Below are 23,416 nucleotides of genomic sequence, written 5' to 3' on the forward strand. Positions count from 1 at the left end.
AATCTTTAATCTTTTAAGGGTATGTCAATTCTAAGAATTGATTTATTGTCTTCACTTGATAATTCTATTTTTATATTATTTGAATCAAAAGTTAAATATTTTGAAACTGTATTTACAAGATCTTCTTTCAACTTCTCTACAAGCTGAGGTTCAATCTTAGCTCTATCATAAACTAAAACTACTTGAAGCCTTTCTTTTGCAACATCTTTAGAAGTAATTTTCCTTCCCCAAATTGTATTTAATAGCATCTTCCCCTCCTCTTACCCTCTTAAAAATTTAAAGATTCTTTCTAAAAAAGACTCACCTTTCTCAAGTTCATCCCAAGATACATCTTCTCCAAGAAGTCTCTTTACTATGAGACTAAAAGCAAGTCCTGCCTTACACTTATCAGAATTGTATATTATAGGTTCTCCCTTATTTACACTAATTATTAAATTTTCATCTTCGGGCACAATACCCAGAAGTTCGATAGACAGGATTTCTAAAAGATCATCAACCCCAAGCATATCTCCATTTTTTACCATATCAAATCTTACTCTATTGACAATAAGACTCAGATTTTCAAAACCATTAGCCTCAAGCAGACCAATAACCCTATCAGCATCTCTAACCGAAGAAACTTCCGGAGTAGTAATCACTATTGCCTCGTCAGCTCCTGATATAGCAGATCTAAATCCATGTTCTATTCCAGCAGGAGAATCAATCAACACAAAATCAAAATCCTTTTTGAGATCGTTTATGAGCGCTCTCATTTGTTCTATTGTTACTGACTCTTTTTCTTTGGTCTGAGCTGCAGGTAAAAGATAAAGATTATTTAATCTTTTATCCCTCACAAGAGCCTGTTTTAAATTGCATTTTCCTTCTACCACATCTACAAGATTATAGACTATTCTGTTTTCAAGTCCGAGAAGAAGATCTAAATTTCTCAGTCCAATATCGGTATCCACAAGAACTGTTTTAAACCCCCTCATTGCAAGACCAGTACCAATATTCGCTACAGCTGTTGTCTTTCCCACACCACCCTTTCCTGAAGTTATTACAATAGCTTTACCCATTCTTTTTACCCCCTGAATATCTATTTAATTTTACCTCTCCATTCTCTACATAGACCCAATAACCAACTCCAGTTTTTTCCTTTTTAATTTTAGATAAATCTAATATATACCTTGCTATCTGTATTTTTTCAGGTTCAAGTTCGAGAGCAAAAATAGTTGCCTTATCATTATTCTCATATCCTGCCCAGATAGAGCCTCTAACCTTTCCCAACACAAAAACATTTTTATTGCAAATTATTTCTGATCCTGAATTAACATCTCCTATAACAAGTAAATTATCTTTTACATTTAAAGATTTACCACTTCTTATAGGACCTAAGACTATCTTAGCATTGTTAGAATTTGAAATCCTTAACCTATATAGTTCTTTGCTTAGCATTATACCATATTTTTCATAGATTTCCTTCCGGAATTCCTGCCAATCTTCATCTTTTATGTCCTTACCTTGAAAATCCACATATATACTACTTCCTTTCAAAAAACCTTCCTTGCTTTTTATTTCATCGACGATCAAATTTCTTATCTCATCCCAATTAAGATTAGGATCAATAATAATTTTTATTCCTTCTTTTAAATCACCTTTAAAAGATATTTTACTCAATTTTTAACTCCCCCTTTGACTATGTATTCTATTACCTTTTTAGCTATAGGAGCTGCTCTACCACCACCACTTTTACCATGTTCCACAAATACCGTAACCACATATTGAGGATTTTCTGAAGGAAAAAAACAGGAGAACCACGCATGACTTTCCCCATGAGGATTTTCTGCGGTCCCAGTCTTTCCAGATATATTAACTCCAGGTATACGAGTTGCCAAACCTGTTCCCTCATCAACTACTTTTTTCATACCCTTTTTCAATACTGCCCAAGAATTTTGGCTTATACTTACCTTCCCTACCACTTCAGGGTTAATAACTTCTTCTTTACCATCCATCCCTATAATTTTAGAGACCAAATGAGGTTTATATAAAATCCCTTCTGTAGCAATCATACTCATCATAGCATGTATCTCCATAGGCGTAACAAGAATATATCCTTGACCAATAGAAAGATTAAGGGTATCTCCAGGATACCATGGTTCTCTCAATCTTTCCATCTTCCATTCCCTAGAAGGAATAAATCCCTTTAGCTCTCCAGGTATATCAATACCAGTCTTAGAATCCAAAAAAAACCTTTTAGCATAATCTTCAATGCTTTTATCTCCAATCCTTAACCCTACATTAAAAAATACAACATTACAAGACTGAGCTATTCCCTCAATGAAATCTAAATGACCATGTCCTCCTTTTTTCCAACACCTAAATGTATATTTACCTATCTTATACTCCCCAGGACAATAAAATCTATCTTCTGAAGAAACTTTATTATTTTCAAGAGCAGAAAGAGCAACTACAAGTTTAAAGATTGAACCCGGAGGATAAAGAGAGGAAATAGCACGATTATTTAAAGGATTATCAGGATTTTTAATTAATTCTTCCCATTCTTTCTTAGTAAAACCTTCAATAAATTTGTTAGGATCAAAAGAGGGATGACTAACAAGAGCCAATATCTCTCCAGTCCAAGGATTAGAAACAATAACTACTCCTTTCTCTTCTCCTAATGCCTCTTCTGCAACTTTTTGAAGTTCAATATCAATAGTTGATACTATTGACCTACCTGGAATAGGATCTTTTTGGGCAGTAATAATCTTTTTCTCTCTATAAGCATACAAAGAAATCCCTCTAAAACCCTTTTTACCCCTTAATATTTTTTCATAACTCGCCTCTAAACCATATTTTCCACTCTTTTCTCCTAAGGAATAATCTAATTCTTCATTTTCTAATTCGTCTTTACTAACCTCTCCCATATAACCGATTATATGAGAAGCTATACTTCCATATGGATAAAATCTATCAAACTCCATATTTATGGTAAAGGAAGGAAGGTAATCTCGACTTACCTCTAATAAAATAATTTCCTTTGGGGTAAGTTTTCTTTTTAACAAATAAGCTGGCATATAAGGTGATATTTTAGAATAAATTTTTTGGAGATCTTCCATCTTGAGCCCTAATATCTCTGCTAAGTTTTTTACTTTTTCTTTGTCAAACTTATAAGGAGGAATTAAATATACAGAATAAACTATTTTATTCTCCGCTAACACATTATTATTCCTATCATAAATTAAACCTCTAGGAGCAGGAAGCACCATTGATTTTAAATAATTTCTTTGGGAAAGATCCACATAAAAATCCTTGTTATAAACTTGCAAATAGAAAAACCGTAACAAGATTATTACCAAACAGAGTTCTATGATTCTTTTGAAAATTAATTCCCTACTCATTCTTTTTCTTCATTAGAATATATCTCAGGAATTAGAAAATAAAGAGGAATAAAAAATAAAAGATTAATACTCAAATATTTTAAAAAATTCAGCCAGTAATTAACATCAACTCTATAACCTGTTCTCCAAAAGATAAAAGAATAAACACTTAAGCTTATTACCAGAAAAAAAGAGGCACTCTTATGTATATAGATGAAACTTCTTCTCCATATGCCTATTATTACTTCCATGATTGCCCAATATAGCACTATTCCTACCACAGGGGCTGAGGAAAACATCCTTGAGATTAAGATAAAAATCAAGGAAATTCCTTGAAAGTATTTTTTCTTAAAAACTAAAAAAACAAAAAATATCACTAAAAAATCAGGAACAACACCTAAAACTCTTATTTGGGTTTGCAATATTCCTATCAAAAATGCAAAAACAAAAATTAAAACTTTACGCAAATCGCAACTCCCTCGATATTAGAAATATCCTCAAAGGGCAAAATTTTCATATTTGAAAAAGAGAATATTGCTTTTTCTTTTAAATCAGCAATGTACCCAATCTTAAGCCCATAAGGAATGTTATCCTCTGTTCCAGACGTTATTATTGTATTTCCTTCTTTTATACCGTGATCAGAGAAAAGATAAGCCATCTCCATATGGTCGTATCCCCCTCTTAATATTCCTTGATCCTTAGTCTCTAAAACAGTGACTCCAAGTACAAAGTTAGGATCATATATGGTCCTAACTATTGAATAATGCTTTTCGGTCCTTACAACTCTACCAACCACTTGATCTTTGTATAAAACAGGCATTCCTACCTTCACCTTATCCAAATACCCTTTATTTACTTTTAATTCTAAATTCCATTTAATAGGATCTCTTCCTACAATATCCGCATAGATTATCTCTATATTTTTATCTGCCAAGTCTTTTAACCAAGGGATATAATCTTCTCTTTTCTTTATATTTTCTAAAATTAGCTTCAAATTTTGATTTTCCTTGTATAAACTGAGTATTTCTGTTTGTAATTCTGCAATCTCTTTTTGTAAACTTTCTGTCATAGTTATGTATGACTTAATATCGTCAAAAGTTCTTTGAAGATTATAAAAAAAACGATTAAAAGAGTATTGTATTCTAAAGGCTATACTTTCCAAATAACCAGCAGACCATAGAATTATGGTTAAAAAGAGCAAAAATAGAATTATCCTCCATATATTTTTATTTTTTCCATCAATAATTTTCCGATGCATTAGAAAGTACTTGTTTATATCTTTCAAATTCTTCAATGATTTTTCCTGTACCCTTAACCACACAAAGAAGAGGCTCCTCTGCTACTATGGTTGAAACACCTATCTGTTCAGAAATATAAGTATCTAATCCTCTCAAAAGTGCTCCTCCACCTGCAAGGACTATACCTTTATCAATTATATCTGCAGCAAGTTCTGGTGGAGTCTTTTCAAGAGTTTCTCTTATTGACTCCACAATAATGTCAACAGTATCTTTTAAAGCATCCCTTATCTCTTCAGAACTAAGTTCCACGTTTCTTGGAACACCTGTCAGAAGATCTCTACCCTTTACCTCTATATACTCCTTCTTTTCTTCTCCAAAAGCAACATTTCCGAGTTTAATTTTAATCTCCTCAGCAGTACGTTCTCCGATGAAAAGATTGTACTTCTTTTTAATATAATGAATTATTGCTTCGTCCATCTCGTCTCCAGCAACCTTTATTGATGTACTTACCACTATTCCTCCCAAAGAAATCACTGCTATTTCCGTAGTACCACCACCAATATCTACAATAATATTCCCAGAAGGCTCCCAGATAGGAAGATCTGCGCCAAGAGCACTGGCTATAGGCTCAGTGACCAGTAGTACATCTCTTGCTCCAGCAGAATAAGCCGTGTCAATAACAGCCCTTCTCTCTACAGGTGTAGTACCTGAAGGGATACCTATGACCATCCTAGGACTTACTAAGAAATCTCTTTTATTATGTACTTTATCGATAAAATAACGTATCATCTTTTCTGCTGCATCAAAATCAGCTATAACACCATCTTTTAAAGGTCTTATAGTTATTATCTCTTCTGGGGTTCTTCCAAGCATTCTCTTTGCTTCTTCCCCTACTGCGACAACCTTCTTATCGCTTCTTCTTATAGCAACCATTGAAGGTTCAAAAGCAACAATTCCTTTTCCTCTCACATATACTACTGTATTAGCAGTTCCAAGATCAATTCCTAGATCTTTTGAAAAAAGCCCTGATAAAAAGTTAAATGCCATAACTCCTCCTTCTTTCCATTTTAGGATTTTTTTAATTTATTATAAAAGGCTATATCCAAATCTATTCAAAAGAGAATTTAGCCTTACCAAAGGCAATCCAACTATATTATAGTAATCGCCCTCTATTTTTTCAACGAGCAAAGCTCCTTTCCCCTGAATTCCATAAGCACCTGCTTTATCCATAGGTTCCCCTGTAGCTACGTACCTTTCAATCTCTTCATCAGAGTAATCTCTCATCTTAACCTTACTTCTTACTACAGAAGTTAGTACTTTCTCCTCAGGAGTTTCCATAACAGCAACCCCTGAAAAGACAAAGTGATATCTATCTCTTAATCTCTTTAATATCCTTATGGCATCCCTCTCATCCTTAGGTTTTCCTATAATTTCTCCATCAAGTACCACTACAGTATCAGCCCCAATTATTATTGCATTTCTATACTCTTCAGCAACTTTTTGAACCTTTTTAAGGGCATTACTTTTAACTATGTCCACAGGAGACCTTCTCTCACTATTACCCTCCTCTTCAACATTAGGCGAAACTACTTTGAAATCTATGCCTATTTGACCTAATAAATAAATTCTTCTTGGTGAATTAGATGCTAATATTATTTCTTTTCTCATCTTTGAAAAGATTTGAATCCCTCCCCTAATACTTCATGGGCTGGAGAAATTACCACAAAAGCTTTCGGATCACAATTATGAATAATCTCTTTTAGTTTTGCAACTTCCGATTGACTCACTACACAGTATAAAATCTCTCTATCCTTTCCTGTATACATACCTTTACCGTAAAAAATGGTTACTCCTCTTCCGAGATCTCTAAGTATTCTTTCCCCAATCTCTCTGGGTTTATCAGAAAAAACCAAGGCTGCCTTAGTATAAGATAAACCTTGTTGCACCAAATCAATAGCATATCCTTGAATCAAGATTACAAGTAAAGCATAAAGCGCTAAAACAAAATCAAAAATAAAACCAGCAGAGAGTACAATCATACCATCAATAATAAGTAAAGCTTGTCCAAGATTAAGTCCTGTAAAATGAGATAAAACTTGAGCAAGTATATCAGTTCCCCCAGTAGACCCTCCATATTTAAAAACAATTCCAAGACCAATACCTCCTAAAATACCACCATAAACGGTAGCAAGAATAGGATCTCTCACTTGAGGAAGTCTAAAGATGGTTAGGAAATCAATAAATAAGGAAAGAATCACAGTGCCGTAAACAGTCTTTATCCCAAAATGAATTCCAAGAACTTTAATTCCAAGTAAAAATATAGGTATATTCAAAAGAAGCATCATGATTCCAACAGGAGTTTTAAAAATGTGATATAAAATAATAGCAATACCACTAACTCCCCCTCCAACAAGTTTATTGGGTACTAAAAAGATATCTATACTTAAAGCTATAAGAAAAGCTCCAAAAGAAATACCCAAAAAATTAATTAACTTCTTCATGATCCTTATACCTAAAATAAAATCTTATAAATCTTATAAGATTTGGAAATCTGCTTAATATTCTTTTTGGATCTTGTAATAACCTATAGAACCACTCCAAATTTAACTCTCTTATTATTTTGGGAGCCCTTTTCTTTTTTCCAGAAAGAACATCAAAACTTCCTCCAACCCCTATAGCTATATTCACTTTCAATTTATCCTTATATTTATCAATAAAAAACTCCTGCTTAGGAAATCCCAAAGCAACGAATAATATTTTTGCACCCGAATTATTGATTTCGCTAATAATATTTTCTTCTTCCTCCCTTTTAAAATAGCCATCCCTATATCCTGCAATCACTAAGTTAGGATATCGAATCTTAATTCTATTCACCATACTCTCAACAACTTCTTTTTTTGCTCCGAGAAAATATATAGGAATTTTTAAGTCTTCTGCTAACTTTAAAATTTCAAGCATCGCTTCAATTCCAGGAAATCTATTTATTCTAATTCCTTTCTTCTTAGCAAGGAGAAGTATTCCAACTCCATCTGGTAAATTAACTTCAGATCTTTTTAAAACTTCTCTAAAACTCTTATCCTCAACAGTTCTTGCAATCATCTCTGCATTTGGGGTAAAAATACTTTTACAATTATCCGTACTTAAAAAGTTTTTAATATGATTTCTAAACTCATTCATATTATCATATGAACTAAATTTGATGCCAAATATTTTTATAATCTGCATATTTCTCTCTCAAAATCAAGTATATCCTCTCTAATTTTCTTTCTCAGACTCTCCCTCTTTGAAAGTAAATAATTCCTATAATACTGATAATCCTCCTCTATTTCATTAACATAACATAAAATTTTATCCTGTGAAAAGTCTTTTATTACAAATTTCCAATCTATTTCATAACAAAAAGCCTCCACTTTTTCATCATAGGATATAGCAATAAAGGGAATACCTAAAAGCACACTTAAAATACAACTGTGAAGTCTCATTCCTATAAACAATCTGCAGGATGAAAAATAACTCAAAAATTCCAGGTCAGTGGGGTTAATCAACCTAATTTTTGACTTAAAGTCATTTTCTATAAGTTCATAAATTTGTGAGTCTTTATCTTGAAAAGAAAAAAAATAAAATTCTCCGTATTTCTGGATTAAATTTTCAAGAATAGGATTAAATTCTTCAAACTTAAATCCTCTCCACTCTCTGAGACTTATTCCTACTGCCCTACTATTATTTTTTAACTCAAAAGGAAAATCCAACAAAAATACCAAATCTGCAGAAAGAACTATTTTCTCAGGTTTAACCCCCAACTTCACAAGATACTCTTTTGAAAAAGAATCTCTCACATATATCTTTTCAATTCTATTAAGAAAAACTCTTAAGAAAACCTCGTTTATCTTACTCTCTAAGGGAGAAAAACTCTGTCCAAGAAGATAAACTCTTTTTCCAAAAAGTAAAGATAAAAACAAAACAAAAATATAGTAGTAAAAAGATCTACTACTGGTTTTATCCTGAAATATTCCCCCTCCCCCACCTACCACCACATCAGCCCATCTTACACCCTTGAAAACATCAGTAGAAAACTTATAAAATTCTCTGATACCTTTTTGTTGCTGTTTTCTATCACTTCTATTTGTTAAAACCCCAAGATTATATTTATCTCCAAAGACTGTGATTAGACTTTTTAAAAGAAGATCATCCCCTAAATTTCCTTCACCATAATATCCAAAAAAGAGTAGCTTCAGCATGTTTAAGACTTATTTTTCTTTTTAAATTCATTAAAAAGGTAAGCCTCTATGAAGGGATCTATTTCCCCATCAATAACCGCTTGGACATTCCCAATTTCAAGACCTGTTCTATGATCTTTAACCAAAGTATAAGGGTGAAAAACATAAGATCTTATTTGATTGCCCCAACTTATCTCTTGAACTTCCCCCTTTAAAGATGCAATTTTTTCTCTTCTTTTTCTCTCTTCAAGCTCTTCCAATCTCGCCTTTAAAACCCTTAAAGCCATCTCTTTATTAGCATGTTGAGATCTCTCATTTTGACATTGAACCACTATACCTGTAGGGATATGGGTGATTCTTACAGCCGATTCTACCTTGTTTACATGTTGTCCCCCTGCACCCCCAGCTCTAAAGGTCTCTATTTTCAAATCCTCAGGCTTTATCTCTATAGTACTCTCGGGAAGTTCAGGAATTACTTCAACCAACGCAAAAGATGTATGTCTTCTGTGATTAGCATCAAAGGGTGATATCCTCACTAATCTATGCACTCCTTTTTCACCCTTTAGATAACCATAAGCCTTATCACCTTCAATTAACAAAGTAGCACTTTTTATTCCTGCTTCTTCCCCAGGTGAGATATCAAGAATTTTCACTTGGTATCCTTTTCTTTCAGCCCATCTTATATACATTCTCAAAAGAATCTCAGTCCAGTCTTGAGCATCAGTACCGCCCGTTCCCGCATGCAAAGACAAAACAGCATTTGCCTCATCATGAGGATCCTGCAATACCATTTCAATCTCAAAATTTTTTAAACTTTTCTCTACTTCTTTTAACTTTTTTTCAAATTCCTCTTTATATTCATCTCCTTCCTCTAACAAATCTTTCCATTCAGAAAGCTCCTCTATATCGGTTTTGAGTTTTTCCCAACTTTCAATTTCCTTTTGTAACTTATTGAATTTAGTAAGAATAGGTTTTACCTTTTCTGAATTATCCCATCTATGATTAGCAATTTCCATTTCAAGAGCTTTAAGGTCTTTTTTCTTACTTTCAAGGTCAAAGATAACCTCCTAACTTGTTGAATGTTTCAATTATCTCTTCATATTTGATTATTAGATCATTTATAGATACTACCAATTAACTTCTCCTCCCTTTTGTGGTAGTCTTAGTCTCTTGAGTAGAAATATGAATATTAAATAGATATCTTATACTTTCCCATTCAAAACTTTCTACCATATCTTGAAACATTTGATAAGCTTCTTTTTTATATTCCACTAAAGGATCATGATGAGCTATGGCTCTAAGTCCAATACCATCCCTTAATGCCTCCATATCATTAAGATGTTCTATCCATAGTTTATCTATAACATAAAGAAGTACAATTCTTTGAATTTCTTTCCACATCTCCTCTCCAAATTCTTCTTTCCTTTTTTCGTATCTCTCTCTTATTCTACCCTCTAATTTTTCTCTTACCTCAGTGTAATCCTCTTCTTTAATTATCTCTTCCCAATCGAAGGGTAAAAAGCCAAAGGTCTCCAAAAACATATTTTTCCAACTCTCTCTATTCTCTTGATTAAACATAATGGTGAAGAACTTATCAAGAACTCTGTTCATTATCCTTTGTACAATCTCTTCTAAGTTATCCATAAGTAGGATCTTTCTTCTTTCTTTATAAACTATATCCCTTTGAGTATTTAACACATCGTCATATTCAAGTAACTGTTTTCTTATTTCAAAATTCATTCTCTCTACCTTTGCCTGACTGTTCTCAATGATTCTTGTAAGAAGAGGAGACTCAATAGGTTGTCCTCTTTCCATACCTAACCTTTCCATAAGAGCTTTTATTTGATCTCCACCAAAAAGCCTAAGCAGATCATCTTCAAGAGAAAGATAAAACCTTGAAGATCCTGGATCTCCTTGTCTTCCTGCCCTACCTCTTAGCTGATTATCAATCCTTCTACTCTCATGTCTTTCTGTTCCAATCACATGAAGACCTCCAAGTTCCGCTACACCTTCACCTAATACTATATCTGTCCCTCTTCCAGCCATATTTGTAGCTATAGTCACTGCATACTTTTGCCCCGCTTTAGCTATAATTTCAGCTTCTTTTTCGTGATATTTAGCATTTAAGACATTGTGGGGAATTCCCTTCTTTTTAAGCATTTTACTTAACCGTTCAGATTTTTCAATAGAGGTAGTTCCCACAAGTACAGGTCTTCCTATTTTATACATTTCTTCAATTTCCTTTACAACTGCCTCAAATTTTTCTTCTTCTGTTCTAAAAATAACATCAGGATAATTTATTCTCCTCAAAGGTTTGTTAGGAGGTATAACTACTACTTCTAATCCATATATTTTGACAAATTCTTCCTCTTCAGTTGCCGCAGTACCTGTCATACCTGCAAGCTTTTTGTACATTCTAAAATAATTTTGAATAGAAATTGTAGCAAGGGTAACATTTTCTTCTCTTATTCTTACTCCCTCTTTAGCTTCTATTGCTTGATGAAGCCCATCACTATATCTTCTTCCAAACATCAATCTACCAGTAAATTCATCTACTATTATTACTTCCCCATCTTTAACTATGTAATCTCTATCCCGATGATAGAAGTTCAAAGCCTTTAAACATTGTAAGAGAGCATGAGCAAGCCCCATGTTTTTAAAATCATATAAGTCTTTAACGCCAAGAAAACTTTCAGCTTTTCTCAACCCCTCCTCGGTAAGAGACACGGTCTTTGTTTTTTCATCAGTAGTATAATCTACATCCTTTTTCAAATATCTTGCAGCCCTTATAGCAAGCTTATAAATGTGACTTTCTCCTTTAGCAGGACCAGAAATAATCAAAGGTGTTCTTGCCTCATCTATTAGTATGCTGTCTACCTCGTCCACAATGGCATAATTAAGCTCTCTTTGAACAAGTTGATCAGGTGATAAAGCTATATTATCTCTTAAATAATCAAAACCAAATTCATTATTAGTACCATAAGTAATATCTGCCATATAGGCTTTTTTTCTTTCAAGAATAGGAGTATCATTTTGCAAAAGCCCTACCTTTAATCCCAAAAATTCATATATAGGACCCATCCAATATCTATCCCTCTTAGCAAGGTAATCGTTCACTGTAACTATATGTACACCCTTTCCTTCTAAAGCATTTAGATAAGCAGGAAGAGTTGCAACCAAAGTCTTTCCTTCACCTGTCTGCATTTCTGCAATCTTTCCTTGATGAAGGACAATTCCTCCCATAATTTGAACATCAAAATGCCTCATTCCTATAGTTCTCTTAGCTACTTCTCTTACTACAGCAAAGGCTTCAATCAAGAGATCATCCAAAGTCTCTCCTCTCTCTAATCTCTGCTTAAATTCGGGAGTCTTCCTTTTTAAATCCTCATCCGATAATTTGCTTATTTCAGGCTCTAACGCATTAATCCTTTTTACGTATTCTTCTAATTTCTTTAACGTACGAGCGTTGGAATCAAACAATTTTGACAAAAATCCCATTATTCCTCCTCACTTACAATTAATCCATACTTTCCATCTTTTCTTTTATACACTACTTCTATTTTATCAGTTTCTGCATCTCTAAAGATGAAAAAGTCATGTCCTAAAAGTTCCATCTGCAAAATAGCTTCCTCAAGATCCATAGGTTTCAACAAGAATCTCTTTACTTTTACCACCTCTGGTTTTTCTTCTTTGGTCTCCTCTATTAAAATCCCTCTAATACTTTCGGTTCTTCTTCCTTTATCTACCAACTTTTCTTTTAACTTCTTTAGCTGAGCTTCAAGTTTGTCTACTACAAGATCCACACTACTCCTAAAATCCTGATTTGCCTCCGAAGCCTTTATTATTTTTCCATTAGCCTTTAATGTGACTTCCACTCTATGTCTTTTGCTTCCATCTCTCCAATCCTCTTCAGAAAAGACCACCTCAATATTTTCAATATTATCAAAAAACCTTGATAGCTTAGAAAGTTTTTTCTCTGCATATTCTTGAAGATTCTCAGTAATATTCACGTTCTTACTCACATAGTTTATCTGCATAATAAAACCTCCTTACAAAAATTTTTTAAATCAGAACTCTTACAGCAGTGAATATATAAACTTTATCTAAATTAAAACTCTTTTTCAAAGTTCTTGTACACTCCTTCAAGGTAGTCCCTGTTGTATAGACATCATCTACAAGAAGGATATTCCCATTAATCTCTCTATTTTCAATTACTCCAAAAGCATTCATCATATTTTCTTCTCTTTCTTTCAAATTTAATGTTTTCTGGGGTTTTATATTCTTTTTCAAATAGAGTAAAGGACCATAAGCAACCTTTAGACTCTTACTTAAAAAATAAGCAAGATATTCTGATTGATTATATCCCCTCTCTTTTAAAGTTTTATAACTTAAAGGAACATAAGTTATATAATCAATTTTCCATTTTTTTCTTAAAATCTTTTTGCTTCCAATTTGTGAGAAAAAATCTGCTATATAAGGTTTATTTTTAAACTTAAATAAGCTTATAATGTCTTTCCATCCATCTTCATAGTAAGCCACAAACTCATAACCATCCCATTTCCTCTCCTCTTTATTACAATTATAACAAATTTGCAAATCCACAGTAAGAGGCTGTCCACAGCTTAAGCAGTAATACTCAGGAAATTTCAACTTTTTCAAACAATTTTTACACACAAAACCCTCAGAATACCTACCACAAAACACACATTTCTTGGGAAACAAAACATCTAATAGAAAATTTTCAAAAAAAGAGATCATGGATTAAATTCCACTGGAGGAAAATCTCTAAATCCAAAGTAATAAAGAAGTATGTCTCTTATTCTTTCACTTGCCCTACCATCTCCATAAGGGTTTATTGCTTTAGACATGCGAGTGTATTCTTCTTTATCAAGGATAAGAGTTCTCAATTCTTTTATAATATTCTCCTTATACGTCCCAACAATCTTCACAGTCCCCGCTTCTACTGCCTCAGGCCTTTCTGTAACTTCTCTTAAAACAAGAACAGGCTTTCCTAAGGATGGGGCCTCTTCTTGCAATCCACCAGAATCGGTCAAAACAAGATAACACTTATCTAATAGATATACCATAGTTATATAGTCTACTGGAGGAATCAATATAGCCTTTTTATTTTTTCCAAGTATTGAATATACTTGTTCTTTTACTATGGGGTTAGGGTGAACTGGAAATACCACATAAAGATCATCAAACCTTCTTAAAATCTCGTCTAAAGCTAAGACAATGTTTTTAAGGGGTTCTCCCCAATTTTCTCTTCGATGAGCAGTAACGAGAATAAATTTTTCCGGAAGTTCTTCGACTAATTTTGAGGGTTTTAGTTTATCCATATTCTTATGGACAAAGAGTAATGTATCTATGACAGTATTTCCTGTTATAAATATGTTTTTTTCAGATATTCTTTCATTTATTAAATTCTCTTTTGCCTTTTTAGTTGGAGCAAAATGTAAGTCTGCAAGAACTCCAGTAAGATGCCTATTCATTTCTTCAGGATACGGCTGATATTTATCATAAGTTCTTAATCCAGCTTCTACATGTCCTACAGGGAGTTTTTTATAAAATGCTGCAAGACTCGCAGAAAAAGTTGTAGTAGTATCTCCATGAACAAGTACCATATGAGGAGGATCTTTCTGCCATATAAAATCAAGACCCTCAAGAACCTTTACAGTAATTTGGGTAAGAGTTTGTTTCTCTTGCATAATATTTAAATCATAATCCCCTTTTAAGTCAAAAATTTCCATCACTTGATCTAAAAGCTCTCTATGCTGAGCTGTTAATATAATCTGAACCTCAAAAAATTCAGAATCCTTTAAAGCCTTTGCTACAGGTGCCATCTTTATGGCTTCGGGTCTTGTACCAAATACAAGAGATATCTTCTTTTTACTCATGCTCTTAAAGAATATTTTTTATAATAACCTATAGTTTTATAAATTAGCCTTGCTGCCATATAATCAGGATACACTAATCCTGGAATTGGAGAAAATTCCACAAAATCGGCCCCTATAACTTTTTTATTTTTGAAAACCTCTCTTAACAAATAAAGTACTTGATACCAAGAAAGTCCTCCAGGCTCCGGCGTACCCACAGCAGGCATTTCTGAAGGATTGAACACATCAAAATCAAGAGTTATATAAACTTCTTCCTCTAAATTCTTTAAGATATCCTCAACTACAAAGGCATCAAATTTCTCTTGAAGTTTGTAGTCAAAATATATTTTTATGTTCTCTCTCTCTTTAACATAATCTTTTTCTTCCTCAGACATACTTCTTATACCAACCTGAACTATCTTAATTTTCTCCGAAGCCTCTCTTAAGGCACAAGCATGGCTATTTTCTGTCCCCTCGTATTCACCTCTTAAATCCGAGTGAGCGTCAAGATGTAATATAGAAAAACTATCATATTTCTTAGTATATGCTCTTAATATCGCCTTAGTAATTGTATGCTCCCCACCTAAAAAAACAGGAAAATGTTTGTAATCAATAATATTGAAGGTAAAATTTTCTATTTCTTCAAGAGCTTTTTTTAAATTCCCTAAGGATAAAGAAAGATCTGGGTGAGTATATATCCCTACTTCAGCAGGAATATCATCGAGCTCCTCATCATAAAGCTCTAAATTATAAGAAGCCAACAATATTGCTTGGGGACCTTCCCTGGTACCCTTTTTATAGGTAGTTGTTGTTTCAAGAGGACATGAGATAATGAGTACTTTTGAATCTTCAGGATTTCTAGAGGGAAGGCCCCCAAAGGAGGGTGTATATCTATACTGCTGCATTCCTTCCTCTTTTAAGGAGATTGATAGGAAATTCTCTACCTCTTACCAAGATTTCCCACTCTGTTTTTTGGGCAGAAAGTTTCTTTTCGATTAATTCTTTTGCAAGGTCAATGTTAAAGGTCTTACAAGAAAAGATATCTACACTAGCATAGTTTAAATCTGGCCAGGTATGAATCGCTATATGGCTCTCAGCAATCAATACCACACCTGATATTCCCCAATCCAATGGATCATCCTCAGGAACATACCTCATCACATAAGGTGGCATGATTTTTTGCATGCCAATCTGTTCTGGAAGCTCATCCAGGAGATCGTAAATAAATTTTACATCTTCCAACTTCTCTTTTGGACAACCATATAAATCTAAAACTAAGTGCGGTCCTAACATCTTTTCTCCTTACTTCCCCTTTCTTCAAAATGATGTTCAACGCTAAATATAATACAATTAACCCCCTATGTCAATAATTTTTGGAGAAATTTTTATAGATTTTCCACCTCAAGGGCAATGTCTTTCCGGTAATACATGTTCTCAAAGCTAATATTATTGATATTTTTATAGACCTTATCTCTTGCCTCTTTAAAACTCTCTCCAAGAGCAACCACATTTAACACTCTACCTCCAGCAGTAACGAGCTTACCATCAACCCATTTAGTACCCGCATGAAATATAATTACTTCTTCACTTTCCCTTATTTTTATCTCTCGTCCCACTTCGTAGTTCCCAGGATACCCTTTTGAAGCAAGCACTACACAAACAGCTTTTTTATCCTTTATCTTTTTGTCTTTCCATGTCCCCTCTTTAAAGGAAAGAAAGGAAAAATCTAAAAGTGGTAAGATAACTTGTGCTTCTGGATCTCCAAGTCTTACATTAAATTCAAGAACATAAGGCTCTCCATCCACCAATATAAGCCCACCATATAAGAAACCTTCGTATTGAAGTCCCATTTTATGAATTTCATCCATAAGAGGCTTAAAAATCTTTTCATCACATACCTTAATAAGCCTCTCATCTATCCAAGGTACAGGAGCGTAAGACCCCATTCCTCCAGTATTAGGTCCAGTATTACCCTCTCCTATTCTTTTATAATCCTGAGCAGGTGGTAAATAATAAATCTCCTCCCCCTTAATTGCTGCAATAAGAGAAAATTCTCTACCATTAAGAAATTCTTCAACAACCACTTTCTTTCCAGCCTCTCCCAAAATCTCTTCGTTAAAAAGTTTATTAGCAATTTCTAATCCTTCCTCTACATTATTTACAATAAACACGCCCTTTCCTGCAGCAAGTCCATCAGCCTTTATTACCAATGGATATCTTTCCTTTTTTAAAAATTCTTTTATATCACCAAAATTATCAAAAATTCTAAAATTTGCAGTTGGTATTCCAGCCTTCCTCATAATCTCCTTTGCAAAAGCCTTGCTAGCTTCAAGTTTTGCCAAATTTTTAACAGGACCCCATATCTCTAATCCATTTTCTTTAAATTTGTCAGATATCCCAATAGCAAGAGGTAATTCTGGTCCCACTATCGTCCAATCTATTCTATTTTCTTTAGCAAACTTTACTATAGAGTCTATATCTTCAACCTTAAAAGGTAGACAATTAGCAATACTACTTATCCCTGCATTTCCAGGAATAGCATAAATCTTATCCACATTACTATCCTGTGAGAGTTTCCAACAAATAGCATGCTCTCTTCCCCCACTTCCTACAACTAAAACTTTCATAATCTTTACCCCCTCTTCTTAAAAACTACTCTCCTTCCAATTATCTCAAAATCTTCCGTTAATATTTTTTTCACCGACTCAACTATAAGCTTATGTTCCTCTTGAAGAATTCTTTCTGCTAAAGTCGCAGGAGTATCATCATCATAGACAGGAACTGCTCTTTGTCCAATTATAGGACCCGAGTCTATACCTTCATCCACAAAATGCACAGTACAACCCGAGATTTTTACTCCATACTCCCAAGCTTGTCTCTGAGCTTCAAGTCCAGGAAAAGAAGGGAGAAGAGATGGATGAATATTTATAATCCTATTGGGAAAAGCTTCAAGTAGGGTCTTACCCACAATCTTCATATACCCAGCAAGAACTACTAGATCTACTTTAAAATTCTGTAGAACCTCTTTTATTTTCTCTTCATACTCCTTTTTGCTTTTATAATCTTCCCTTCTTATTACAAATACAGGAATATTTTCTCTTTTTGCCCTCTCTATAGCATAAGCAGAAGGATTATTACTTATAACCACTACAACCTCTGCAGGATAATTCTCATCCTTAGATGCATCAATCAATGCCTGAAGATTCGATCCTCTCCCTGAGACTAAAACTCCAAGACGTTTTCTTTCCATGCGATCTTTACTCCTCTTTCTCCCTTATTTAATTCACCAATAATATAAGCTTTCTCTCCCAAATCTTTTAAGTCTATTAAAATCTCCTCTGCTCTTCCTGAAACAATAAGTATTAGTCCTATTCCCATATTAAATACTCTAAAGGCTTCCTTCCAAGTTAAATTACCCTTTTTAATAAAGAATTTAAAAATCCAAGGTATATCCCAAGAAGAAGAATCTATTTCTGCCTGAATATTTTTAGGAAGAATCCTGGGGAGGTTTCCGGGTATGCCACCCCCAGTTATATGGGCTATTCCCAAAATATTATCCCTATATTTTTCTAACAAGGGCAGAACTACAGGTGGGTAAATTTTAGTGGGCCTTAGTATTTCTTCAAGCAAATCATATCCATCTATCTTTTTTTTGAGGGAGATTCTCTTTTTCCTCAAAATATATCTTACTAATGAATACCCGTTACTATGAAGTCCAGAAGAAGCTACTCCTATTAAAACATTTCCTTCTTTAATTCTATCCATCTTAGGGAGTAAATTTTCTTCTTCAACAATACCAACTACGAATCCTACAAGATCTATTTCTTTACCTCTATATATTCCTGGCATTTCTGCAGTCTCTCCTCCGACAAGACTACAATCTACCTTCTTACAAGCATTAGCAATACTTATGATAACCCTCTTATACACCTCTGGATCTATCTTACTTCCTGCAAAGTAATCCATAAAAATCAAAGGCTTCGCTCCTGCGGTAAGTATATCATTAACATTCATTGCTAAAAGATCATCTCCTATGGTGTCTAAACGGTTATGTTTCAAAGCTATAATAAGTTTTGTCCCTACCCCATCAGTACTTGTAATAATAAGCGGATTCTTATACTCCTGAAAAGGAATTTTAATAACACTAGCAAAACTGTTCCAATAATTAAATACGTAAGGTTTATAAGTAGAGACAATGTATCCTTTAACTTCTTCAAGAGCTCTTTCAACCTTATTTATACTTACTCCACTTAAACTATAAGTAATAGCTTTCCCTTTTCTTTTTTTACCATCTTCTTTCCAAAACATTCTCCGCAATATCCCCTTTCTGGAAGAATACTTAAAAGTCCTTCCATGCTTAAAAAAGCCACAGAATCAAAGCCTAGAATTTTTGAAATCTCCTCTGGAGAATAGTAATAACTAATTAGCTCCTTGGTATTGGGGATGTCTACTCCATAATGGCAAGGATGAATAAGAGGTGGAGAGGAAAGTCTTAAATGTACCTCTTTTGCACCCTCTTCCCTTAACTTTTCAGCAAGAATTCTACCAGTAGTTCCCCTCACCAAAGAGTCATCTACAAGAACAATTCTTTTCCCTTTGATTAAATCACCTATAAAAAGAAACTTCATTCTTACCCCCGACTCTCTTTCTTTTTGTTTTGGCTGGATAAAAGTTCGTCCCACATAATGACTTCTCATAAGTAACATTTGCAAAGGAATGCCAGATTCTTCACTGTATCCTATTGCTGCAGGAATACCTGAGTCGGGCACTGGAACAACCCAATCTGCATCAACGGGAGATTCTTTGGCCAGAACCTTTCCCATTTCTTTTCGATAGTAATATACCGTCTTCCCATCATATATACTATCAGGTCTTGAGAAATAAATGAACTCAAAAAGACAAAATCTTGAAATACTACTTTCTAAAAATCTTTCTCTATTTATCTCCCCATTTTTATTGATATAAATTATTTCACCCGGCTCTATTTCTAAAAGATCAACCAAATGATATTCTTTTAAAGCACAAGTCTCAGAGGCAAAAATAAAGGTACCATCATAAAGTCTCCCTAAGAAAAGAGGTCTAAAACCATAAGGATCTCTAATTCCATATATGCCTTCCTCAGACCCAATAACCAGAGAATAACTACCTTCTAATTTTGATAAGGCTTCTTTTAGTCTTTCTTTTAATGTAGTCTTTTGAGATTTGGCTATAAGATGTAAAATCACTTCTGTATCAGAACTGCTTTGAAAAATAACTCCATCCTTTTCCAAAACTCTTCGCAAAGAATCCGAATTAGCTATGTGTCCATTATGAGCAAGGGCAACATAACCATATCTTGGCAAATTAACTAAGAAGGGCTGTATATTTTCTTCCTTTGACTTTCCAGAGGTAGAGTATCTTACATGTCCTATAGCAATTCTACCTTTTAATCTCTTCAATATCTCCTCATTAAAAACTTGAGAGACAAGTCCAAAATTTTTATGCAAATAATGATCATTACCGGAAAAAGTCACAATACCAACACTTTCTTGTCCTCTATGTTGCAATTTCAAAAGTACCCTATAGGCTATAAAACTTGCCTGTCCTTTTTCTTTAGTAACTACACCTACAACCCCACACTCCTCTCTTATCTTCATAATATTTCACCTTCTTCGTAAAAATTCATTAATATTCCTTTTAATAAAAGGCTCTACTATAAATTCCTTCTCTTTTACTATACCAATTTTTTGAGTTTTTAATCCGTATTTCTCTATAAAATCTAAATACTTTATTTCTTTGTCTTTATTAATCTCAACTACTATTAAACCTGAGCCTTCTCCAATTAAATTCTCAATTTTATCTGAGGGCAAAACTATTTCTACTCCTTTCTCTCCCCAGAAGCTCATCTCAAGAAGAGTACTAAGAAGCCCACCCTCACTTATATCATGAGCTGACAGGACAATATCCCTTTCTTTTCTTATCTCCTCCATGAAAAACTTTAGTTTTCTCTCCCATATGAGATCTACATAAGGAGGTTCTCCTTCTATCTTACCAAATATGTCCTTTATGAATTTAGATCCTCCTAAGGATAACCAAGAAAAATCCCCTATTAAATAAACAGGATTTCCAACCACTTTAAATCCAGGTTTTATTAAATAACTTAAATCTTCCAGAATACCAACCATACCTATAATTGGAGTTGGAAATATAGTATTTTCAGCTTGTCCATTATAAAAGCTAACATTCCCACTTACTATTGGTATTTCAAGAGCCCTTGAGGCAAGGTCTATCCCTTTTATCGTTTCTCTAAACTGATAAAACACTTCTGCTTCATCAGGATCACCAAAGTTAAGTCCATCAGTAATTGCTAAAGGTCTTCCTCCAACACATAAAATATTTCTACATGCTTCTGTAACAGCATACATGGCACCTCTCTTAGGATTAAGGTAACAGTATCTTCCATTTCCGTCAACGACTACAGCAATACCCTTATTAGTTCCCTTTATTCTTAAAACAGCGGCATCTCCGAATCCAGGAGAAAAAACCGTATTAGTTTGTACTGAATAATCATACTGACGATATATCTTCTCTTTTATAAATAGATCATTAACAAGCTCTTCCAAAAATCTATTCACATGCTCTTTCTTGACTCGAGAGCCGAAATCGAAAGCTAAATTTGGAACCTCATAGTCTTTATAAGGAGGATCAAAAATCAAAGATCCATCCACAAGAAGCTCCGTAGGAAGATCGACAACTTTTTCTCCCTTGAAATAGACAACAAACTTTTCCTCCTCTATTACTTCGCCTATAATTTCTGCCTCTAAATCCCATTTCTTAAATATACTTATTATCTCCTCTGCTTTCTCTGGTTTTATAACAAGAAGCATTCTTTCTTGAGATTCTGAAAGTAATATCTCTTCTGCAGTCATATTCTCTTCTCTTTGAGGAACTTTATCTAAATATACCTTCACTCCACTTCTTCCCCTTCTTGCAGATTCTGAGAGGCTGCTAACCAGTCCTGCAGCACCAAGATCCTGAATTCCGATTACCCCCTCAGTAGAGGCTGCTTCTAAGCAAGATTCAATCAAAAGCTTCCCCAAAAAAGGATCTCCTACTTGAACAGAGGGTCTTTTCTTATGTACCTCATCATCTAACTTCTCTGAAGCAAAACTTGCACCTTGTAAACCATCTCTTCCTGTTTTTGCTCCTACAAGAAGTAGAAGATTTCCCTTGCCTTCAGCTTTACCTCTATATGATTTTTGTCCTGGAGTCAGTAAACCAATACACATCACATTTACTAAAGGATTTGAGGAATAGCAATCCTCAAAGACAATCTCTCCCCCTACCACAGGAACTCCTATACAGTTCCCGTAAAAACTAATTCCACCTACAACTCCCTCAAACAAATATTTATTTCTTCCTTTTTCAATAGGTCCAAATCTAAGAGAATCAAGCAAAGCTATAGGTCTTGCTCCAATAGCAAGTATATCCCTTACTATACCTCCAACTCCTGTTGCCGCTCCCTGAAAAGGTTCTACAGCTGAGGGATGATTATGACTTTCTATCTTAAAAACTACTCTATATCCATCCCCTAAATTTACTATTCCAGCATTCTCTCCTGGACCTTGTTCTACCCACTCTGCTTTAGTAAGAAAATCCTTCAGATATTTCCTTGAATGTTTATAACTACAATGTTCTGACCATATAACCGATATTACAGACCACTCTAAATCATTAGGTTCCCTTCCCAGTAGTTTAATAGCATGCTTTATTTCTTCCTCTTTAAGCCCAAATACACCCATTTTTCTTATCACTCCTTGAATTTTATTCTAATAAAGTTAAAAATAGATTTAAACCTGAGGTGCTACCAAGAATCTCTTCTACAGCTCTCTCAGGATGAGGCATAAGTCCCATAACATTTCCTTTTTTATTTATAATACCAGCAATATTCTCCAAAGACCCATTAGGGTTTTCACCGTAATATTTAAGCACTATTTGGTTATTTTCCTTTAATTCTTCAAGTTCCCTTTTAGAGATGTAATATCTTCCCTCTTTATGAGCTATGGGCATCTTAAGAATCTCACCAACTTTGTAATTTTTTAAAAACAGAGTATTATTGTTAATTACCTCTAAGAAAACTTCCTTACATATAAAAGAATTAGTAATATTAGGAAGCATAGCCCCAGGAAGAAGACCAGCCTCAAGAAGAATTTGAAAACCATTGCATATTCCCAATACATAGCCACCCTTTTTAGCAAAATCTATAATTTCATTCATTATAGGAGAAAACCTCGCAATAGCTCCTGCCCTCAAATAATCCCCATAAGAAAAACCGCCAGGAAGAATAACTACATCTACATTTTTTAAATCGTGTTCTTTATGCCATAAATAGACTGGATCATGTCCTACCAATCTCAAAGCATGATAAGTATCCATATCACAATTTGTGCCTGGAAAAACTACAACTCCAACCCTCATCATTCTTCCACCCTTATAACAAAATCTTCAGTAACAGGATTTGCAAGAAAGATTTCACTCATTTTTTTTACCTTACTAATAATCTCTTCCTTGTTCTCTCCAAGGATATCTATCTTGAGTACTTTTCCTATTCTTACCTCTTCCACTTCCTTAAAACCCAAATTATGGAGAGCATCTTTAACCGTCTTTCCTTGAGGATCAAAAATACCCTCTTTCAAAAATATCTCTAAAATTACTGTCCACTTTTTCACCTTTTTAAATCCTCCTTA

The 23,416-nt window shown here is 34.0% G+C and carries 25 protein-coding genes; all 25 read right to left on the bottom strand.

Annotated features, from left to right (window positions below):
• Positions 1-5 precede the first annotated feature (5 nt).
• Positions 6-248: a cell division topological specificity factor MinE gene (gene minE, locus DTUR_RS07270; RefSeq protein WP_012583750.1), complete on the bottom strand. Its 243-nt coding sequence runs from the start codon at positions 246-248 to the stop codon at positions 6-8.
• Between the two features lie 12 nt (positions 249-260).
• A complete protein-coding gene (gene minD, locus DTUR_RS07275) occupies positions 261-1,055 on the bottom strand; it encodes a septum site-determining protein MinD (protein WP_012583751.1) in 795 nt (264 codons plus the stop codon).
• Positions 1,048-1,656, bottom strand: a complete 609-nt coding sequence (locus DTUR_RS07280; RefSeq protein ID WP_012583752.1) for a septum site-determining protein MinC — start codon at positions 1,654-1,656, stop codon at positions 1,048-1,050. The genes minD and DTUR_RS07280 overlap by 8 nt, the downstream gene beginning before the upstream one ends.
• Positions 1,653-3,377: a penicillin-binding protein 2 gene (gene mrdA, locus DTUR_RS07285; protein ID WP_012583753.1), complete on the bottom strand. Its 1,725-nt coding sequence runs from the start codon at positions 3,375-3,377 to the stop codon at positions 1,653-1,655. The genes DTUR_RS07280 and mrdA overlap by 4 nt, the downstream gene beginning before the upstream one ends.
• Positions 3,374-3,823 (bottom strand): hypothetical protein, encoded by a 450-nt coding sequence (locus tag DTUR_RS07290; protein ID WP_012583754.1) that lies wholly within the window; start codon positions 3,821-3,823, stop codon positions 3,374-3,376. The genes mrdA and DTUR_RS07290 overlap by 4 nt, the downstream gene beginning before the upstream one ends.
• Positions 3,808-4,677, bottom strand: a complete 870-nt coding sequence (mreC, locus tag DTUR_RS07295) for a rod shape-determining protein MreC (protein ID WP_242603689.1) — start codon at positions 4,675-4,677, stop codon at positions 3,808-3,810. Before mreC ends, DTUR_RS07290 begins: the two co-directional genes overlap by 16 nt.
• Positions 4,595-5,641, bottom strand: a complete 1,047-nt coding sequence (locus DTUR_RS07300; protein WP_012583756.1) for a rod shape-determining protein — start codon at positions 5,639-5,641, stop codon at positions 4,595-4,597. Before DTUR_RS07300 ends, mreC begins: the two co-directional genes overlap by 83 nt.
• A gap of 39 nt (positions 5,642-5,680) precedes the next feature.
• Positions 5,681-6,262 carry a Maf family protein gene (locus DTUR_RS07305; protein ID WP_012583757.1) on the bottom strand — a complete coding sequence of 194 codons (582 nt, stop codon included), beginning with the start codon at positions 6,260-6,262 and terminating at the stop codon, positions 5,681-5,683.
• Positions 6,259-7,095 carry a YitT family protein gene (locus DTUR_RS07310; RefSeq protein ID WP_012583758.1) on the bottom strand — a complete coding sequence of 279 codons (837 nt, stop codon included), beginning with the start codon at positions 7,093-7,095 and terminating at the stop codon, positions 6,259-6,261. Before DTUR_RS07310 ends, DTUR_RS07305 begins: the two co-directional genes overlap by 4 nt.
• Entirely contained in the window at positions 7,079-7,819 is a 741-nt protein-coding gene (locus DTUR_RS07315) for a WecB/TagA/CpsF family glycosyltransferase (RefSeq protein WP_012583759.1), read from the bottom strand. The genes DTUR_RS07310 and DTUR_RS07315 overlap by 17 nt, the downstream gene beginning before the upstream one ends.
• Positions 7,807-8,832: a polysaccharide pyruvyl transferase CsaB gene (csaB, locus tag DTUR_RS07320; RefSeq protein ID WP_012583760.1), complete on the bottom strand. Its 1,026-nt coding sequence runs from the start codon at positions 8,830-8,832 to the stop codon at positions 7,807-7,809. The genes DTUR_RS07315 and csaB overlap by 13 nt, the downstream gene beginning before the upstream one ends.
• A gap of 2 nt (positions 8,833-8,834) precedes the next feature.
• A protein-coding gene (prfB, locus tag DTUR_RS07325; protein ID WP_207285053.1) for a peptide chain release factor 2 occupies positions 8,835-9,945 on the bottom strand; the annotation gives its coding sequence in 2 pieces (ribosomal slippage) (positions 8,835-9,866 and positions 9,868-9,945; 1,110 coding nt in all).
• Positions 9,946-12,309: a preprotein translocase subunit SecA gene (gene secA / locus DTUR_RS07330; RefSeq protein ID WP_012583762.1), complete on the bottom strand. Its 2,364-nt coding sequence runs from the start codon at positions 12,307-12,309 to the stop codon at positions 9,946-9,948.
• The gene (gene hpf, locus DTUR_RS07335) at positions 12,309-12,848 is read right to left on the bottom strand and encodes a ribosome hibernation-promoting factor, HPF/YfiA family (RefSeq protein WP_012583763.1); all 540 of its coding nucleotides are present in this window, start codon (positions 12,846-12,848) and stop codon (positions 12,309-12,311) included. Before hpf ends, secA begins: the two co-directional genes overlap by 1 nt.
• 25 nt (positions 12,849-12,873) lie before the next feature.
• Positions 12,874-13,569, bottom strand: coding sequence for a ComF family protein (locus DTUR_RS07340; protein WP_012583764.1), 696 nt, complete (start codon positions 13,567-13,569; stop codon positions 12,874-12,876).
• Positions 13,566-14,711: a non-hydrolyzing UDP-N-acetylglucosamine 2-epimerase gene (gene wecB / locus DTUR_RS07345; RefSeq protein ID WP_012583765.1), complete on the bottom strand. Its 1,146-nt coding sequence runs from the start codon at positions 14,709-14,711 to the stop codon at positions 13,566-13,568. The genes DTUR_RS07340 and wecB overlap by 4 nt, the downstream gene beginning before the upstream one ends.
• Complete coding sequence (gene speB, locus DTUR_RS07350; protein WP_012583766.1) at positions 14,708-15,595, bottom strand: agmatinase; 888 nt, start codon at positions 15,593-15,595, stop codon at positions 14,708-14,710. Before speB ends, wecB begins: the two co-directional genes overlap by 4 nt.
• Positions 15,582-15,983, bottom strand: a complete 402-nt coding sequence (gene speD / locus DTUR_RS07355; protein ID WP_012583767.1) for an adenosylmethionine decarboxylase — start codon at positions 15,981-15,983, stop codon at positions 15,582-15,584. Before speD ends, speB begins: the two co-directional genes overlap by 14 nt.
• 92 nt (positions 15,984-16,075) lie before the next feature.
• Complete coding sequence (gene purD / locus DTUR_RS07360; protein ID WP_012583768.1) at positions 16,076-17,317, bottom strand: phosphoribosylamine--glycine ligase; 1,242 nt, start codon at positions 17,315-17,317, stop codon at positions 16,076-16,078.
• A 5-nt stretch (positions 17,318-17,322) separates the two neighbouring features.
• Complete coding sequence (purN, locus tag DTUR_RS07365) at positions 17,323-17,940, bottom strand: phosphoribosylglycinamide formyltransferase (RefSeq protein WP_012583769.1); 618 nt, start codon at positions 17,938-17,940, stop codon at positions 17,323-17,325.
• Positions 17,913-18,998 (bottom strand): phosphoribosylformylglycinamidine cyclo-ligase, encoded by a 1,086-nt coding sequence (gene purM, locus DTUR_RS07370; protein WP_012583770.1) that lies wholly within the window; start codon positions 18,996-18,998, stop codon positions 17,913-17,915. The genes purN and purM overlap by 28 nt, the downstream gene beginning before the upstream one ends.
• Positions 18,941-20,326 carry an amidophosphoribosyltransferase gene (gene purF, locus DTUR_RS07375; protein WP_012583771.1) on the bottom strand — a complete coding sequence of 462 codons (1,386 nt, stop codon included), beginning with the start codon at positions 20,324-20,326 and terminating at the stop codon, positions 18,941-18,943. The genes purM and purF overlap by 58 nt, the downstream gene beginning before the upstream one ends.
• A 6-nt stretch (positions 20,327-20,332) precedes the next feature.
• Complete coding sequence (purL, locus tag DTUR_RS07380; RefSeq protein WP_012583772.1) at positions 20,333-22,471, bottom strand: phosphoribosylformylglycinamidine synthase subunit PurL; 2,139 nt, start codon at positions 22,469-22,471, stop codon at positions 20,333-20,335.
• A 22-nt stretch (positions 22,472-22,493) separates the two neighbouring features.
• Positions 22,494-23,147, bottom strand: a complete 654-nt coding sequence (gene purQ / locus DTUR_RS07385; protein WP_012583773.1) for a phosphoribosylformylglycinamidine synthase subunit PurQ — start codon at positions 23,145-23,147, stop codon at positions 22,494-22,496.
• Positions 23,147-23,398 (bottom strand): phosphoribosylformylglycinamidine synthase subunit PurS, encoded by a 252-nt coding sequence (gene purS / locus DTUR_RS07390; RefSeq protein WP_012583774.1) that lies wholly within the window; start codon positions 23,396-23,398, stop codon positions 23,147-23,149. Before purS ends, purQ begins: the two co-directional genes overlap by 1 nt.
• Positions 23,399-23,416: the final 18 nt, after the last annotated feature.

Source organism: Dictyoglomus turgidum DSM 6724 (assembly GCF_000021645.1).
Classification (GTDB): domain Bacteria; phylum Dictyoglomota; class Dictyoglomia; order Dictyoglomales; family Dictyoglomaceae; genus Dictyoglomus; species Dictyoglomus turgidum.

Coding starts and splice junctions, on each gene's coding strand:
- minE (WP_012583750.1), bottom strand. CDS start 248: ATGCTATTAAATACAATTTGGGGAAGGAAAATTACTTCTAAAGATGTT.
- minD (WP_012583751.1), bottom strand. CDS start 1,055: ATGGGTAAAGCTATTGTAATAACTTCAGGAAAGGGTGGTGTGGGAAAG.
- mrdA (WP_012583753.1), bottom strand. CDS start 3,377: ATGAGTAGGGAATTAATTTTCAAAAGAATCATAGAACTCTGTTTGGTA.
- DTUR_RS07300 (WP_012583756.1), bottom strand. CDS start 5,641: ATGGCATTTAACTTTTTATCAGGGCTTTTTTCAAAAGATCTAGGAATT.
- DTUR_RS07305 (WP_012583757.1), bottom strand. CDS start 6,262: ATGAGAAAAGAAATAATATTAGCATCTAATTCACCAAGAAGAATTTAT.
- DTUR_RS07310 (WP_012583758.1), bottom strand. CDS start 7,095: ATGAAGAAGTTAATTAATTTTTTGGGTATTTCTTTTGGAGCTTTTCTT.
- DTUR_RS07315 (WP_012583759.1), bottom strand. CDS start 7,819: ATGCAGATTATAAAAATATTTGGCATCAAATTTAGTTCATATGATAAT.
- csaB (WP_012583760.1), bottom strand. CDS start 8,832: ATGCTGAAGCTACTCTTTTTTGGATATTATGGTGAAGGAAATTTAGGG.
- secA (WP_012583762.1), bottom strand. CDS start 12,309: ATGGGATTTTTGTCAAAATTGTTTGATTCCAACGCTCGTACGTTAAAG.
- hpf (WP_012583763.1), bottom strand. CDS start 12,848: ATGCAGATAAACTATGTGAGTAAGAACGTGAATATTACTGAGAATCTT.
- DTUR_RS07340 (WP_012583764.1), bottom strand. CDS start 13,569: ATGATCTCTTTTTTTGAAAATTTTCTATTAGATGTTTTGTTTCCCAAG.
- wecB (WP_012583765.1), bottom strand. CDS start 14,711: ATGAGTAAAAAGAAGATATCTCTTGTATTTGGTACAAGACCCGAAGCC.
- speB (WP_012583766.1), bottom strand. CDS start 15,595: ATGCAGCAGTATAGATATACACCCTCCTTTGGGGGCCTTCCCTCTAGA.
- speD (WP_012583767.1), bottom strand. CDS start 15,983: ATGTTAGGACCGCACTTAGTTTTAGATTTATATGGTTGTCCAAAAGAG.
- purD (WP_012583768.1), bottom strand. CDS start 17,317: ATGAAAGTTTTAGTTGTAGGAAGTGGGGGAAGAGAGCATGCTATTTGT.
- purN (WP_012583769.1), bottom strand. CDS start 17,940: ATGGAAAGAAAACGTCTTGGAGTTTTAGTCTCAGGGAGAGGATCGAAT.
- purM (WP_012583770.1), bottom strand. CDS start 18,998: ATGTTTTGGAAAGAAGATGGTAAAAAAAGAAAAGGGAAAGCTATTACT.
- purF (WP_012583771.1), bottom strand. CDS start 20,326: ATGAAGATAAGAGAGGAGTGTGGGGTTGTAGGTGTAGTTACTAAAGAA.
- purL (WP_012583772.1), bottom strand. CDS start 22,471: ATGGGTGTATTTGGGCTTAAAGAGGAAGAAATAAAGCATGCTATTAAA.
- purQ (WP_012583773.1), bottom strand. CDS start 23,147: ATGAGGGTTGGAGTTGTAGTTTTTCCAGGCACAAATTGTGATATGGAT.